Here is a 16,533-nt window from a genome sequence, read left to right on the forward strand (position 1 = left end):
TAAATATTAATTTCATCTTTAGTTTTAAAGCTTATCAAAACATTTATATATGTAAATTATGTCGAAATGACTTTATAAAAATTACTGGAAATAAGTGTAAAAATTGTTGTAAAAAAGGTGATTTTGAATCAAAGATTTGTTTGGAATGCAAAAGATGGAGTACTTTATATAATTTCAAATTAGAGAATTATTCAATTTATGAGTATAACGAAAAAATGCAAGATTTTTTTCAAAAGTATAAATTTAATGGAGATTTTAAATTGAGAAAAGTTTTTCAAAATGATTTAGTAAATTATTTAAATAATAAATCAGAAATATTAGTTCCGATTCCGGTTAGTGAAAAGGCAATGGAAAGTAGAGGATTTAATCAAGTAATAGGTTTAATAGAAAATATTGAGTATTGTGAATGCTTAAAAGCATTAAATAATAAAAAAAATCAATCCAAGAAGAATCGAAAAGAACGATTACAAACAAAACAACCATTTTCAATAATAAGTGATCAAATTAAATTGGTTGAAGGTAAAGAAGTTATTTTAATTGATGATATTTATACAACAGGAGTTACATTAAGACATGCAACAAATTTGTTGTTGCATAATGGAGTCAAAAAAGTAAGGAGCTTAACACTAGCTAGATAATGTTTTTGATAAAGTTTTTTAGTGTTTGTTTTCATTGAGGGGATAAAATGTTAAGATTAAAAGATAATTATATGATATATTATTCGTGTAAAAAGAGTACGTAAAGAGAGGAAATTAACTAATGCCAAATGTTTTAAGAAATTGGGTTGAAAGTGATAAAAAAGACCTTAAACGTTTGAGTAAACTTGCTGATAAAGTAGGTTCCCATTCAGAAGAATTTAGCAAATTAAGTGATGAACAATTACAAAATAAAACAAATGAATTTAAGCAACGCTATCAAGACGGTGAAACTTTAAATGATTTACTACCTGAGGCTTTTGCGGTTGCAAGAGAAGGAGCTACTCGTGTTCTTGGATTAACACCATTCCACGTACAAATTATGGGTGGAATTGTTTTACATGAAGGAAATATTTCTGAAATGAAAACAGGTGAAGGTAAGACTTTAACAGCTACAATGCCAGTATATTTAAATGCAATTGCAGGTAAGGGTGTTCACGTAGTTACAGTTAATGAATATCTTTCAGAACGTGATGCTACTGAAATGGGAGAATTATATAATTGGCTTGGATTATCAGTTGGAGTAAATATGACTGATAAAAGTCCAGAAGAAAAAAGAGCAGCATACAATGCTGATATCACATATTCTACTAATAGTGAAATTGGATTTGATTACTTAAGAGATAATATGGTTGTTTATAAAGAAGATCGTGTGCAAAGAAAACTTAATTTTGCAATTATTGATGAAGTAGATTCAATTTTAATTGATGAAGCAAGAACTCCTTTAATCATTTCTGGTCAAGCACAAGGATCTAATCAATTATATTTACAAGCAGATCGTTTTGCTAAAACACTTAAAGAAACTGATGATTTTAAAGTTGATTTAGAAACAAAAACAGTTTCATTAAACAATCAAGGAATTGAAAAAGCAGAAAAATATTTTAATTTAGATAATTTATATGATACTGATAATACAGCTTTAACTCACCATTTAGATCAAGCATTAAGAGCTAATTTTATTATGTTCTTAGATAAAGATTATGTTGTAGCTGACGGTGAAGTTAAAATTGTTGATTCATTTACTGGTCGTATTATGGATGGTCGTCGTTTCTCAGATGGTCTTCATCAAGCAATTGAAGCAAAAGAAGGCGTTCAAATACAAGAAGAAAGTAAGACAATGGCTAACATTACTTACCAAAACTTATTTAGACGTTATAAAAAACTAGCAGGAATGACAGGTACTGCGAAAACTGAACAAGAAGAATTTAGAGAAATCTATAATATGGATGTAATTTCAGTGCCAACTAATAAACCAATTGCAAGAATCGATGAATCTGATGTTTTATATCCCACATTAGATTCAAAATTTGAAGCAGTAATTAAACAAATTAAAGAATTAAATAAACGTGGACAACCTATTTTAATTGGTACAGTAGCTGTTGAAACTTCAGAATATTTATCTAAGCGTTTGGATGAAGAAAAAATTACTCACGTTGTATTAAATGCTAAAAATCATGCTAGAGAAGCTGATATTGTTGCTAATGCAGGACAATTAGGTGCTGTTACAATTGCTACTAATATGGCAGGTCGAGGTACTGATATTAAATTAGGTGCTGGAGTTGTTAAAGTTGGTGGTTTAGCAGTTATTGGTACTGAACGTCATGAATCAAGACGTATTGATAATCAACTTCGAGGAAGATCTGGTAGACAAGGTGATCCAGGTTGGTCACAATTTTATCTTTCTCTTGAAGATGATTTAATGAAGCGTTTTGGATCTGAAAAAATTAAAGGTATTTTACAATCAATGCGTGTTGAAGGTGAAGATGCTGTAATTAGAAGTAAGATGATTACTAAACAAGTTGAATCAGCTCAAAAACGTGTTGAAGGTAATAACTATGATTCAAGAAAAAATGTTTTAAAATATGATGATGTTATGCGTCAACAAAGAGATGTTATTTATGGTGAAAGATCACAAGTGATTGATGAACAAGATTCATTGAAATGGGTAATTATTCCAATGATTAAGAATACAGTTAATCAAATAGTTGATCTTCATACTCAAGGATCAAAAGAAGATTGGGATTTAAGTACAATTTTAGATTTTGCAATTACATCAATTGCAAATCCAGATCAAATTGGTCTTGATGATTTGAAAGATAAAAGTGCTGATGAAATTAAATCAACTTTAATGGATATTGTTGAAAAAGTATATGAAGAAAAGACTTCTCAACTTCCTGATAAAGAACAAATTTTAGAATTTGAAAAAGTTGTTGTTTTAAGAGCAGTGGATGCACACTGGACTGATCATATTGATGCAATGGACCAATTACGTCAATCAATCGGTTTAAGAGGTTATGGACAATTAAATCCACTAGTTGAGTATACTGAAGAAGGATTTAAAATGTTTGAAGAAATGATTTCAGATATTGATTACGATGTGACAAGATTGTTTATGAAGGCTGAAATTAGACAAAATATTCAAAGATAATAAAATTTGAGTTCTTATAAAAAAGGACTCTTTTTTTATATTTATATGAGGTGATAATAATGGAATTGAATGAAGTACAAAATGATATTAATCAAATGAAAGATGAAATTAATAAGTTTAGGGGGTCTCTTTGACTTAGATGCCTTATCTGAAGAAATAGCTCTAAATGAATCAAAAATGGCAGAACCAGACTTTTGGAATGATAATATAGCGGCTAAATCAGTGATTGATCAAAATAATATTTTAAAAGATAAATTTGATAATTTTAACCAGTTAGTTAATGCAATTGATGATTTAGAAGTTAATTTAGAATTGTTAAAAGAAGATAATGATGAAAGTTTGGCTAATGAATTAACTGAAAATATTCAACTGGTGAAAAAACAATTAGATAATTATCGTCTAAAATTATTATTAGATGGTAAGTATGATGGTAATAATGCAATTTTAGAAATTCATCCTGGAGCAGGTGGAACCGAATCACAGGATTGGGGAGCAATGCTTTATCGTATGTATAGTCGTTGGAGTGAACAAAATGATTTCGAATTAGAAGTTTTGGATTATCAAAGTGGTGATGTTGCTGGATTATCAAGTGTTTATTTGTTGATTAAAGGACAAAATGCATATGGATATTTAAAATCAGAAAAAGGGGTTCATCGATTAGTTAGGATTTCACCATTTGATTCGGCCGGTCGACGTCATACTTCTTTTGCTTCAATTGATGTAATGCCAGAATTAGATGAAAATGTTGACATAGAGATTAACTCAGATGATTTAAAAGTAGATGTATATCGTGCAAGTGGAGCAGGAGGTCAACATGTTAATAAAACTTCATCAGCAGTTAGAATAACTCATATACCAACTGGAGTTGTAGTTGCTTCTCAAGCACAACGTTCACAATTACAAAATCGAGAAACTGCAATGAATATGTTAAAATCCAAGTTGTATGAATTAGAAGAAGAAAAGAAAGCGAAAGAAAAAGCTGAATTAGAAGGCGATCAATTAGAAATAGGGTGGGGATCACAAATTAGGTCATATGTTTTTCATCCATATTCAATGGTTAAAGATCATCGCACAAATTTTGAAACTGGAAATATTCAAAGTGTGATGGATGGTAATATTAATTCTTTTATTCTTTCATATTTACAATGGAATTTAAGTAAAAGTAATCCAATTTAACGGTGAGGTAAAGTAATGAATATAATTTTTGGAATCATTTTTTTCTTGTGTCAGCCATTGATATGGTTAGGAATAATTATAAATTTAGTTAAAAAAAATAGACGTTTAAAATATGAAAGAGTACATTTTAGATCTTTAATTAATTCTAATTATTCAGAAAATAAAATTTTTATATTTAGTTTTTTAATGTTCGGAATAGTTGGATCATTAATATCATATTTTTTAGTTTTAAAATTATCGGTTCCGATAATTTTAATTTGTGAAGCTATTGCTATAGTAGTTTTATTAATTCCCTATAATTTATTTGCTAGTTTTGCAATATTTATACCAATTATGCTTTTTCTTATTTTTGATTTATTTGTAACTAAAACATCTTATCATTTTAATTTTGTAAATAGTTTCAGTTTGATTGATAGTAATAGTTTATTACTTTTAATAACTTTATTTATTTTGTTTACAGGAATATTTTTGTATTTTAATCGAAATGCAATTACTCCCAAAATAAAAATTAATCGACGTGGAAATCGATTTAGTGGATTAGAGTTTAATAATTTTACAATTTTCCCATTATTATTATTTATTCCAAGTAATGTTTTAGGTGATTTTATTTCAGTTGTTCCTTCGATTGATATTGGTGGGCATAAATTTACGATGATTTTATTTCCAGTGTTAATTGGATTTAAATTAATTTCTTTTAAATTTTTAACTAATGAAATTTTAAAGCGATATGCTAAACAATTAATTGTTTTAGCAGGGTTGGGAATTGTATTTTTAATTGTTGGTAAATTTTATAGTCCAATTTTGATACCAGCTATTATAATTATGATTTGTTTATACATTTTTACTTACTATCAATTAAAGGGTAAGAATTATGCAAATCCAGCTTATATTGAAGAAGCAATTGATGGTGTTAGAATCGTTGCTATAAGACCCAATACACCTGCTGCTAAAATGAAATTAAAACCAGGTGATTTGATTAGAGAAGTTAATGGAATGATAGTTAAAAATGATGATGATATGTATAAAGCGTTACAGCTTAATCCAACTTATTGTCATTTGAAAATTCAAACTAGAAAAGAAAGACTTGAAATTAAAGAAACAGCAATTTTTTCTGACTCTCCTCATGAGATTGGAATTGTAATGTTTAATAATAAATAAAAAATTTATAAAAAACAGCCTAAATATTGATTTAGACTGTTTTTTTGGATAAAGTAATATCAAATAATGATTAAGAGGAGCTAAAAATGAAAAAGAAATTATACAGATCTTCACAAAATAGAATTATAGCAGGAGTATTTGGTGGACTCGGTGAATATTTTAATCTTAGTGCCTTCTGGTTAAGAATTATATTTCTAGTTTTAATAGTTTTACCAATATTTACAATGCCTATCGCAATCTTATTTTATATTTTAATGGTAATTATTGTACCAACAAAAGAAACTGAAAGCTTTTATCAATATTTTAAAAATGATGGATCAAATAATAATGAAAAGAAAAAAGAAGATATAAAAGATGGACGTAAAATTTTACATGATGTAGAAGAACATGATACTAAAAAGTAAGGTGATTTAATGAAATTTTTATCTAGACTTATTATTAATACATTGCTATTTATTGCATTAGCTGGATTTTTTCCAAATAATTTTTATATTGAAAATTTATGGTTTGCTTTAATAGGGGCTTTTATCCTAACCTTTCTAACTTTATTTATAAAGCCAATTATTTCACTATTTTTATTACCGTTTAATATTTTAACTTTTGGAATTGTTGGTATTCTAGTTAATTCAATGATGCTTAATATAACAGCTAATTTAATTGGTGATTCTTTTCAATTTAGTTCATTTGGATTTATCATTTTTGTTTCACTAATTATGTCATTTTGTAATTATGTTATCATTAGTTACTTAAAAATTTAAATAATGATATTATTACTGGTAAAGGAGAAATCTTATGACAAGAAATATTAATGTGAAAGATTTAATTGAAAATACACAATTAAGTGTTTTTTTTGGTGAAGATTATCTTGATCGAAAAATTACTACAAGTGATATTTCAAGACCAGGATTAGAGTTGACTGGATATTTTAATTATTATCCAGCTAAGAGAATTCAATTATTGGGAATTACTGAAACTTCATTTGCTAAAGGAATGGATAGTGATGAATTGACTAGAGTGATGCATGAAATGTGTCAACCAGAAACGCCAGCTTTTGTTATATCAACTCAATTAGAACCACCAGAAGAGTTAATAGAGGCAGCAAAAGAAAATCAAATTCCTATTCTGGGATCTAAATTAACTACTTCAAGAATTTTAAGTAATATGACAAATTATTTGGAAGCTAATCTTGCCGAAAGATTATCAATTCATGGTGTTTTAGTAGATGTATATGGTATTGGTGTTATTATTACTGGCGATTCTGGAATCGGTAAAAGTGAAACAGCACTTGAATTGGTAAAAAGAGGACATCGATTAATTGCTGATGATCGAGTTGAAGTATTCCAGCAAAATGAACAAAGATTAATTGGACAAGCTCCTGAAATTTTGAAACATCTACTTGAAATTAGAGGTATTGGAATTATTGATGTTATGAATTTATTTGGTGCTGGATCAGTTAGAAGTCACAGTAAAGTAGATCTTATTGTTCACCTAGAAGATTGGAAACCTGATGCACCATATGATCGTTTAGGTAGTGACAGTGAAACAGTTAAATTCTTTGATGTGGAAGTTAAGAAATTGAATATTCCAGTTAAACCTGGGCGTAATTTAGCAATTATTATTGAAGCTGCAGCAATGAATACTAGATCTAAATCAATGGGTTATGATGCTACTAAAGTGTTTGATCAAAATTTAGATAAATTAATAAAGAAACATTCATCAAAACCAGATGATAAAAATAATAATTAGGGAGATTACAATTGTTTGACTTTTTAGTTTTAAATCCAATTGCGTTAAAATTTGGACCTTTAAGTGTTCATTGGTATGGTATATTTATAGCATTAGCGGTTGTTTTAGCAACTTATTTAGCAATTAAAGAAGCAAAAAGAAAAAATATTAGTGAAGATACAATTTATGATATTATTCTTTATTCAATTCCAGTTGCAATTATTTCTGCAAGAATTTATTATGTTGTATTTCAATGGTCTTATTATAAAAATCATTTAAATGAGATTATTAAAGTATGGGATGGTGGAATTGCAATTTATGGTGGATTAATTGGTTCTGGTTTTGTAATTTGGTATTATTGTAAAAGAAAGAATATTTCTATTTGGGATATTTTCGATATAGCTGCTCCAACAGTTATTTTGGCTCAGGGAATTGGACGATGGGGAAACTTTATGAATCAAGAAGCTTTTGGTGCAATTACAAATCTTCATTTTTTACAAAGTTTACATCTTCCTAATTTTATTATTAATCAAATGTTTATTTCAGGAGCATATCGACAACCAACTTTTTTATATGAATCTTTATGGGATATTTTAGGATTTATTATTTTAATTGCTTTAAGACATAGAAAGCATTTATTTAAAAAAGGTGAGGTATTTTTCAGTTATATAATGTGGTATTCATTTGGTAGATTTTTTATTGAAGGAATGAGAACTGATAGTTTAATGTTATTTGATACAATCAGAGTGTCACAACTTTTATCAATTATTTTATTTTTTGGTGCTTTAATAAGTATTTTTTACCGTAGAAAAAATAAAGCTTTAGATTGGTATTATGATAAATAGTAATAGTATTATATGAGGAGAATTATTAATGTCAGATAAAATTGCAGTTTTAGGTGCTGGATCATGGGGTAGCATGTTAGCAGAAATTCTTGTTGAAAACGGGAATGAAGTTATGATTTGGTCTAGAAATAAAGAACAAGTAGATGAAATTAATCAAAAACATACTAATTTAAAATATTTAAAAGATTATACTTTTTCTGATAAATTAGTTGCAACATTAGATAAAAAAGAAGCTATTCGAGATGCAGATGATATTTTGTTTATTGTTCCTTCTCAAGCAACAAGATTAGTAGCAAAAGAAGTAAATGAAATTTTGAATAGTATGGATAAGAAACCTTATATTATTCATGGTAGTAAAGGAATTGAGAAGAATACTTATAAAAGAATTTCTGAAGTATTACAAGAAGAAATCTCTGAAAATAATCGTAAAACAGTTTCTGTTATTTCTGGTCCCAGTCAAGCTGAAGGAGTAGCTAAACACGATGTTACGCTTGTTACTGCTGCAAACGAGGATCATGATTCATCTAAGCATTTCCAAGAACTTTTTCTTAATGATTATTTTAGAGTTTATACTAATACAGACATTATTGGTGTGGAAATTGGTGGAGCATTGAAAAATATAATTGCTTTAGGAGCCGGAGCATTATATGCATTAGGTTATGGAGATAATGCTAAAGCTGCATTGATGACTCGTGGTCTAGCTGAAATTTCTAGATTAGGAGTATCATTTGGAGCGGATCCATTAACATTTACAGGGTTATCTGGTGTTGGTGATATAATTGTTACTGCAACTAGTCAGGATTCTAGAAATTGGCGTGCAGGATACCAACTAGGATCAGGTAAAACTTTAGATGATGTTGTTGAAAATATGGGAATGGTAATTGAAGGAATTGCAACAAGTGAAGCTGCTTACGAATTATCACAAAAAAGAGGCGTTGATATGCCCATTACTACTGCTATTCACATGGTTTTAAATAATCAATCAACAGTTCCTGAAGCAATTGAGAAGTTAATGGCCAGAGAAGGTCGTGCAGAAATCGGATAAATATTTTTCGTTAGGAGATACATAAATGAAAAAAGTTACAAAAGCAGTTATACCTGCTGCTGGTTTAGGTACACGTTTTTTACCAGCGACAAAAGCTTTGCCTAAAGAAATGTTACCAGTTGTTGATACTCCAACAATCCAATATATTGTTGATGAAGCACAAAAATCTGGTATTGAAGATATAGTGATTGTAATTGGTAAAGGAAAAAGATCGATTGAAGATCATTTCGATTCTAATGTTATGCTAGAAGATAATTTAGAAAAAAAAGGAAAACTAGAATTATTAGATTCAATTAAAAAAACAAATAATATGAATATTTATTTCATAAGACAATCATATCCAAGAGGTCTTGGAGATGCAGTTTTAACTGCACGTAGTTTCATTGGTGATGAACCATTTGTAGTTATGCTAGGTGATGATTTAATGAAAAGTAAAGTTCCATTGACAAAACAATTAATGGATAGCTATGAAAAAACTGGAAATTCAACTTTATCAGTTATGCGAGTACCACATGATGATACATCTAAATATGGTGTGATTGATCCTGAAAGTAAAATTGATGAGGGATTATATAATGTTAATAGTTTTGTTGAAAAACCTAATCCAGATGATGCTCCAAGCGATTTAGCAATTATTGGTAGATATTTATTAACTCCTGAAATTTTTGATATTTTAAAGAAAACTAAACCAGGCAAAGGTAACGAAATTCAATTAACTGATGCGATTAATACTTTAAATCAAACGCAAAGGGTTTCAGCATATGAATTTACTGGTAATCGATATGATACAGGTAATAAGTTAAGTTGGTTAGAAACAAATATTGAATTTGGATTAAATCGTCCAAGTATAAAAGAAGAACTAAAGCAATATATTAAAGATTTAGCAAATAGTTTTGATAATTAATTCTAGTAATTAACTAGAATTTTTTTATTTGATCAAAACACTAAACTTTTGTAAGTGAATGTGTTATTATAATGTATAAATATAAAGAAGAGGGTGTTGGCAATTAAAATTAAATTAAATAATAATCCAGTATCATGGTTAACTGGGAAAAAACAGCCAAATGTGGGTGATTATCTTCCTGAGTTTAAATTGACTAACTTTGAAAATACAATTATTAGTAATAATGATTTAAAAGGTAAAAAAACTTTAATTAGTGTTGTACCTGATTTAGATACTGATATATGTAGTTTGGAAACTAAAAAATTTAATGAAACAGCAGATAAATATAAAGATATTAATTTTATTACAGTTTCAAATAATCCGGTTGAATTTCAAAAAAATTGGTGTGCAGCCAATAACGTAAATAATATGGAAATCTTTTCAGATGTAATGGGTGATTTTGGAAAGGCAATGAATTTATATATTCCACTTTTTAAACATCTTGCAAGAGTTGTTTATGTTACTGATGAAGAAGGTAAAATTATTTATTGTCAACCAGTTAAAGAAATTGCTAGTGAACCAGATTATGATTCTGTAACTCAAGCTTTAAATAATATTATGTAAGGATAGGGGAATCATTATGGAAGAATTAAAAGAATACGATGTAATTGTCATTGGTTCTGGTCCAGCTGGTATGACTTCTGCTTTGTATGCTTCAAGATCTGGACTAAGTGTAGTTATGCTTGATCGTGGTATTTATGGTGGTCAAATGAATAATACTGCTGAAATTGAAAACTATCCGGGGTTTGAAAGTGTTTTGGGACCAGATTTATCTAAAAAAATGTATGATAGTTCCACTCAATTTGGTGCACAATATGCATTTGGCACAGTTAAAGACATCGAAGTAAATGATGATTATAAAATCGTTAAAACTGATTCAGGTGATTATAAAGCACCAGTTGTTATAATTGCGAGTGGTTCTGAATATCGTAAATTAGGTGTTACTGGTGAAGAAGAATACAGTGGTAAAGGTGTTTCGTACTGTGCTGTTTGTGATGGTGCTTTCTTTAAAGGGCAAGATGTAGTAGTTGTTGGTGGTGGTGATTCTGCAATCGAAGAATCAACTTATTTAGCTAACTTAGTCAACCATGTTACAGTTATTCATCGTCGTGACCAATTAAAAGCACAAAAAATTCTTCAAGAACGTGCCTTAAAAAATGATAAAATCAGTTTTGTTTGGGATAGTAATGTTGAAGAAATAAAAGGTGACAATCAAAAAATTTCTGGTGTTAAAATAATTAATAATAAAACTAATGAAGAAAGTTTTATTGATGCTGCCGGAGTTTTTATTTATGTAGGTATTTTACCAATGACAGAATCATTTAAGTCTTTGAATATTACTGATGAAAATGGTTGGATTAAAACTAATGATCAAATGGAAACCGATGTTCCTGGAATTTTTGCAGTCGGTGATGTTAGAGAAAAGAAATTAAGACAAGTAACCACTGCAGTTGGTGATGGTGGAATTGCTGGTCAAAAAGCCTTTGAATATATTGAAGCACATAAAAATTAGACATTAAATTTTAAGAATGTATGTTCGTGTGATAAAATGAGAATAATTATTAGGAAAAGTTAATTACTTTTCCTTTTTTTGTGAACAAAAAATAAAAGGGGGAAATTTATTTTGGCTAGAGATATTAATAAGCCATTTGATTTGGTATCTAAGTATCAACCAACTGGAGATCAACCAAATGCAATTAATGAATTAACTAATGGAATTGAAAATTCAGAAAAGTCTCAAATTTTATTAGGTGCAACAGGGACTGGGAAAACTTTTACAATTGCTAATGTGATTAAAAATGTTAATAAACCAACATTAGTATTAACTCATAACAAAACTTTGGCTGGTCAATTATATGGTGAATTGAAGTCTTTCTTTCCAAATAATGCGGTTGAATATTTTGTTAGTTATTATGATTATTATCAACCAGAAGCTTATGTTCCCTCAAGTGACACTTATATTGAAAAAGATTCGTCAATTAATGATGAAATTGATGAATTAAGACACGGTGCTACTAGTTCACTTTTGGAAAGAAATGATGTGATTGTTGTTGCATCTGTATCATCAATTTTTGGATTAGGAGATCCTTCTGAATATCAAAATCATACAGTGCATTTAAGAGTTGGAAGTGAATTATCTCGAGATTCTTTATTGAAAGATTTAGTGGGAATTCAATTTGATCGAAATGATATTGATTTTCAACGTGGAAGATTTCGTGTAAGAGGAGATATTGTAGAAATTTTTCCGGCATCACAACATGAACATGCTTATCGAGTTGAATTTTTTGGTGATGAGATTGATCGGATTAGAGAAATCGATACATTAACTGGTGAAGTTATTGGTGATTTGAATCAAGTTACGATTTTTCCAGCAACACATTTTTTAACTAATGATGAAATTATGAAAATCGCATTACCTGAAATTGAAACTGATTTAGAAAAACAAGTCGATAAATTTCAAAAAGAAGGTAAAATTTTAGAAGCACAAAGATTAAAGCAACGAACAGATTATGATATTGAAATGATGCGTGAGATGGGCTATACAACAGGAATTGAAAATTATTCGAGATATATGGATCGTAGAAAGCCTGGAGAACCACCTTTTACATTGTTGGATTTCTTTCCTGATGATTATTTAACAATTGTCGATGAATCTCATCAAACCATGCCTCAAGTTCGAGGTATGTACAATGGTGATCGTGCTAGGAAACAACAACTAATTGACTATGGATTTAGATTACCTAGCGCATTAGATAATCGACCTCTAAAATTACCTGAATTTGAAGAAAAAGTTAATCAAATTGTATATATGTCAGCTACACCAGGTCCTTATGAAGAAGAACAAACAAATAATATTGTTCAACAAATTATTCGACCAACAGGATTACTTGATCCAGTGATTGATGTACGTCCTACAGAAGGTCAAATGGATGATTTAGTTGCCGAGATTAAGAAAAGAACTGAAGTTGATGAAAGAGTATTTGTGACAACTTTGACTAAAAAAATGTCGGAAGATTTAACTGATTATTTAAAAGATTTAGGAATTAAAGTTAAATATTTACATTCTGATATTAAAACTTTAGAGAGATCACAAATTATTCGAGATTTAAGATTAGGTAAATTTGATGTTTTAGTTGGAATTAATCTACTTCGTGAAGGAATTGATGTTCCAGAAACTTCACTTGTTGCTATTTTAGATGCTGATAAAGAGGGATTCTTGAGAAATGAGAGATCATTAATTCAAACAATTGGCCGTGCTGCAAGAAATTCTAATGGAAAAGTAATTTTATATGGTGATTCAACCACTCCATCAATGCAGGCTGCAATAGATGAAACAGCAAGAAGAAGATCTATTCAAATGAAGTATAACGAAGAACATGATATAACTCCAACAACTATTAAAAAAGATATTCCAGAGGAAATTTCTGCTTATAAGCCATCTAATGATAATGATAAAAATGAAGATTTTTCAGAAACTACTTTTGAAAAAATGGATAAGAATGAACAAAATGAAATGATTAATAATTTAGAAGAAGAGATGAAAGCTGCCGCTAAAAAATTAGATTTTGAACAGGCAGCTAATTTAAGAGATACGATTATGCAATTGAAATCAGAAATGAAAACTAATAAAAAGAAATGAGTGATTAAATGCCAAGTGATAAAATTAAAATTAGAGGTGCAAGAGAGCATAATTTAAAAGATATTAACGTTGATATTCCTAAAGATAGTTTAGTTGTAGTTACTGGACTATCCGGATCTGGTAAAAGTTCACTTGCTTTTGATACACTTTATGCTGAAGGACAACGAAGATATGTTGAAAGTCTATCCTCTTACGCTAGACAATTTTTAGGTCAAATGGATAAGCCTGATGTTGATTCAATTGATGGATTAAGTCCAGCAATTTCAATTGATCAAAAGACTACCTCTAAGAATCCAAGATCAACAGTTGGAACAGTGACCGAAATTAGTGATTATTATCGACTTTTATGGGCTAGGGTCGGTACACCAGTATGTCCAAATGATGGTACTGTAATTGAAAGTCAATCACTCGATCAGATGTTAGATTCGATTTTATCTTTACCAGAAAGAACAAAATTACAAGTTTTTTCACCAGTTGTAAGAAATGAAAAAGGGAACCATCAAAGAATTCTTGAAAAAATAAAAAAAGAAGGATTTGTTAGAGTTCAGGTTGATGGAGAAATCAAAGAAATCAGCGATGATATTGAACTTGATGAAAGAAAAAAACATACAATTAATGTTGTAATTGATCGAATTGTTTTAAAAGAAGGCATTAATTCTAGATTATCTGATTCTCTAGAAACTGCGTTAAGAATTAGTGAAGGTTACGCAGTTATTGATTTTCTTGGTGAAAGAGATCAATTTGTTTTTTCTGAACATTATTCATGTCCTTATTGCGGATTTACAGTTGGTAAGTTAGAGCCAAGATTGTTTTCATTTAATGCACCTTATGGAGCATGTCCTGATTGTGGAGGATTAGGTGTTAAATTAGAAGTTGATTATGATTTAGTTATTCCAGATGGAACTAAAACTATTACCGAAGGAGTTATTGAGCCTTGGAATCCAATTAGTTCTAAATATTATCCAGAGATGTTATCGCAATTTTGTAAACAGTTTGAAATTGATGAGAATACTCCCTTTAATAAATTATCTAAAAGGCAAAGAAATCTTATTTTATATGGTTCTAAGAATAAGACTTTTCATTTTCACTATGAAAATGACTTTGGTGGAGTAAGAGATGTTGATGTTCCTTTTGAAGGAGTTATTAATAACATTAAAAGAAGATTTAATGAAACTAATAGTGATTTTACTCGTGAAACAATGCGTCAATATATGACTGAATTAACTTGTCAAACTTGTCATGGATATCGATTAAGTAGAGAAGCATTATCGGTTAAAATTAATGGGATGCACATTGGAGAAGTTTCAGACTTAAATATTGATCAAGAAAATAATTTTTTTGAAGATTTAAAATTTGGTGAACAAGATACAATGATTGCAAAACCAATTATTAAAGAAATAAATGATCGTTTGAATTTTTTGAAAAATGTTGGGTTAGATTATTTAACTTTATCAAGATCTGCGAGAACTTTATCAGGTGGAGAAGCACAAAGAATAAGATTAGCCACTCAAATTGGTTCTAATTTATCCGGGGTACTTTATGTATTAGATGAACCATCAATTGGATTACATCAAAGAGATAATGATCGTTTAATAAGTTCTTTAAAGCAAATGCGAGATTTAGGGAACACGCTTGTAGTTGTTGAACATGATAGCGATACGATGTTAGCTGCTGATTACTTGATTGACGTTGGCCCAGGAGCAGGATTAGATGGTGGTAAAATAATTGCTTCAGGAACACCAAATGAAGTTATGAAAAATAATAATTCTATTACTGGTCAGTACTTATCAGGAAATAAAAAAATATCGATTCCTGAGAAAAGAAGAAAAGGAAATGGTAAATTTATTTCTGTTAAAGGAGCAGCAGAGAATAATTTAAAAGATGTTGACTTTAAGTTTCCTTTAGGAGCTCTAAACTTAGTAACTGGTGTTTCTGGATCTGGAAAATCAACTTTAATTAATGATATTTTAAAGAAAGCTTTAGCACAAAAATTAAATCATAATAGTCAAAAGCCGGGGAAGTTTAAATCAATTACAGGATATAAAAATATTGAGAAATTAATTAATATTGATCAAAATCCGATTGGTAAAACTCCGAGAAGTAATCCAGCAACTTATATTGGAGTTTTTGATGATATAAGAGATTTATTTGCTCAGACTAATGAAGCAAAGTTAAGAGGTTATAAAAAAGGTCGCTTTAGTTTTAATGTAAAAGGTGGTCGTTGTGAAACTTGTCATGGAGATGGAATTTTAAAGATTGAAATGAATTTTTTACCAGATGTGTATGTTCCGTGTGAAGTTTGTCATGGTAAAAGATATAATGCTGAGACTTTGGAAATTCAATATAAAGATAAAAACATTGATGATATTTTAAGTATGACGATTGATGAATCCCTTAAATTTTTTGAACCAATTCCAAAAATAAATCGTAAGTTAAAAACAATTTCTGAAGTTGGATTAGGATATGTAAAATTAGGTCAGCCTGCTAATACTTTATCCGGTGGAGAAGCTCAAAGAATGAAATTGGCTTCTGAGTTGCATAAAAGATCAGCTGGTAAAAATCTTTATATTTTGGATGAACCAACTACTGGACTTCATAGTGAAGATATCAAAAAATTAATGCTTGTTTTACAAGAGTTAGTTGATAATGGAAATACTGTTTTAATTATTGAACATAATTTAGATGTAATTAAACAAGCTGATTATGTTACAGATTTAGGTCCAGAAGGTGGAGATGCTGGTGGTCAAATAATTGCAACAGGAACACCTGAAGATATTGCTAAAGAAGAAAAAAGTTATACAGGTTATTATTTAAGAAAAGTCTTAGAAAGAGATTAGCAATTTATCTAATCTCTTTTTTTATGGAACACCCGGATATG

General features: G+C 29.2%; 14 protein-coding genes. All 14 read left to right on the forward strand.

The genetic code is table 11. The features are described from left to right. Window positions 1-260 precede the first annotated feature (260 nt). The 14 genes from GSH19_RS05955 (at window position 261) to uvrA (ending at window position 16,492) form a co-directional block, all read left to right on the forward strand. Complete coding sequence (locus GSH19_RS05955) at window positions 261-638, forward strand: ComF family protein (protein WP_237027183.1); 378 nt, start codon at window positions 261-263, stop codon at window positions 636-638. A gap of 121 nt (window positions 639-759) precedes the next feature. Next, a complete protein-coding gene (gene secA, locus GSH19_RS05960; RefSeq protein ID WP_237027184.1) occupies window positions 760-3,123 on the forward strand; it encodes a preprotein translocase subunit SecA in 2,364 nt (787 codons plus the stop codon). 59 nt (window positions 3,124-3,182) lie between these two features. Further along, window positions 3,183-4,299, forward strand: a protein-coding gene (prfB, locus tag GSH19_RS05965; RefSeq protein WP_237027185.1) for a peptide chain release factor 2 whose coding sequence is annotated in 2 segments (ribosomal slippage) — window positions 3,183-3,254 and window positions 3,256-4,299 — 1,116 coding nt in all. Because the reading frame shifts where the segments join, the coding sequence is not laid out codon by codon here. Between the two features lie 15 nt (window positions 4,300-4,314). Further along, window positions 4,315-5,457 (forward strand): PDZ domain-containing protein, encoded by a 1,143-nt coding sequence (locus GSH19_RS05970; RefSeq protein WP_237027186.1) that lies wholly within the window; start codon window positions 4,315-4,317, stop codon window positions 5,455-5,457. Between the two features lie 86 nt (window positions 5,458-5,543). Then, complete coding sequence (locus GSH19_RS05975; RefSeq protein ID WP_237027187.1) at window positions 5,544-5,861, forward strand: PspC domain-containing protein; 318 nt, start codon at window positions 5,544-5,546, stop codon at window positions 5,859-5,861. Window positions 5,862-5,870: 9 nt separating this feature from the next. Further along, a complete protein-coding gene (locus GSH19_RS05980; RefSeq protein WP_237027188.1) occupies window positions 5,871-6,215 on the forward strand; it encodes a phage holin family protein in 345 nt (114 codons plus the stop codon). A 34-nt stretch (window positions 6,216-6,249) separates the two neighbouring features. Continuing rightward, window positions 6,250-7,203, forward strand: coding sequence for an HPr(Ser) kinase/phosphatase (gene hprK / locus GSH19_RS05985; protein WP_237027189.1), 954 nt, complete (start codon window positions 6,250-6,252; stop codon window positions 7,201-7,203). 11 nt (window positions 7,204-7,214) lie between these two features. Beyond that, window positions 7,215-8,027 (forward strand): prolipoprotein diacylglyceryl transferase, encoded by an 813-nt coding sequence (gene lgt / locus GSH19_RS05990; protein WP_237027190.1) that lies wholly within the window; start codon window positions 7,215-7,217, stop codon window positions 8,025-8,027. Between the two features lie 28 nt (window positions 8,028-8,055). Then, window positions 8,056-9,072, forward strand: a complete 1,017-nt coding sequence (locus GSH19_RS05995; protein WP_237027191.1) for an NAD(P)H-dependent glycerol-3-phosphate dehydrogenase — start codon at window positions 8,056-8,058, stop codon at window positions 9,070-9,072. Between the two features lie 25 nt (window positions 9,073-9,097). After that, on the forward strand, window positions 9,098-9,976 hold the full coding sequence (gene galU / locus GSH19_RS06000) for a UTP--glucose-1-phosphate uridylyltransferase GalU (RefSeq protein WP_237027192.1): 879 nt from the start codon (window positions 9,098-9,100) through the stop codon (window positions 9,974-9,976). A gap of 96 nt (window positions 9,977-10,072) precedes the next feature. After that, window positions 10,073-10,579, forward strand: a complete 507-nt coding sequence (locus GSH19_RS06005; protein WP_255700268.1) for a peroxiredoxin — start codon at window positions 10,073-10,075, stop codon at window positions 10,577-10,579. 16 nt (window positions 10,580-10,595) lie between these two features. Beyond that, window positions 10,596-11,528, forward strand: coding sequence for a thioredoxin-disulfide reductase (gene trxB, locus GSH19_RS06010; protein ID WP_237027193.1), 933 nt, complete (start codon window positions 10,596-10,598; stop codon window positions 11,526-11,528). A gap of 108 nt (window positions 11,529-11,636) precedes the next feature. Further along, window positions 11,637-13,655 (forward strand): excinuclease ABC subunit UvrB, encoded by a 2,019-nt coding sequence (gene uvrB / locus GSH19_RS06015; RefSeq protein ID WP_370636173.1) that lies wholly within the window; start codon window positions 11,637-11,639, stop codon window positions 13,653-13,655. Between the two features lie 8 nt (window positions 13,656-13,663). Further along, on the forward strand, window positions 13,664-16,492 hold the full coding sequence (uvrA, locus tag GSH19_RS06020) for an excinuclease ABC subunit UvrA (protein WP_237027194.1): 2,829 nt from the start codon (window positions 13,664-13,666) through the stop codon (window positions 16,490-16,492). Window positions 16,493-16,533: the final 41 nt, after the last annotated feature.

The sequence above is a fragment of the Lactobacillus sp. S2-2 genome (genome assembly GCF_021698855.1).
GTDB lineage: Bacteria > Bacillota > Bacilli > Lactobacillales > Lactobacillaceae > Fructilactobacillus.

What these genes read in the sequence shown, in the direction of transcription:
- secA (WP_237027184.1), top strand. Translation starts at nt 760, where the DNA reads ATGCCAAATGTTTTAAGAAATTGGGTTGAAAGTGATAAAAAAGACCTT.
- GSH19_RS05970 (WP_237027186.1), top strand. Translation starts at nt 4,315, where the DNA reads ATGAATATAATTTTTGGAATCATTTTTTTCTTGTGTCAGCCATTGATA.
- GSH19_RS05975 (WP_237027187.1), top strand. Translation starts at nt 5,544, where the DNA reads ATGAAAAAGAAATTATACAGATCTTCACAAAATAGAATTATAGCAGGA.
- GSH19_RS05980 (WP_237027188.1), top strand. Translation starts at nt 5,871, where the DNA reads ATGAAATTTTTATCTAGACTTATTATTAATACATTGCTATTTATTGCA.
- hprK (WP_237027189.1), top strand. Translation starts at nt 6,250, where the DNA reads ATGACAAGAAATATTAATGTGAAAGATTTAATTGAAAATACACAATTA.
- GSH19_RS05995 (WP_237027191.1), top strand. Translation starts at nt 8,056, where the DNA reads ATGTCAGATAAAATTGCAGTTTTAGGTGCTGGATCATGGGGTAGCATG.
- galU (WP_237027192.1), top strand. Translation starts at nt 9,098, where the DNA reads ATGAAAAAAGTTACAAAAGCAGTTATACCTGCTGCTGGTTTAGGTACA.
- trxB (WP_237027193.1), top strand. Translation starts at nt 10,596, where the DNA reads ATGGAAGAATTAAAAGAATACGATGTAATTGTCATTGGTTCTGGTCCA.
- uvrA (WP_237027194.1), top strand. Translation starts at nt 13,664, where the DNA reads ATGCCAAGTGATAAAATTAAAATTAGAGGTGCAAGAGAGCATAATTTA.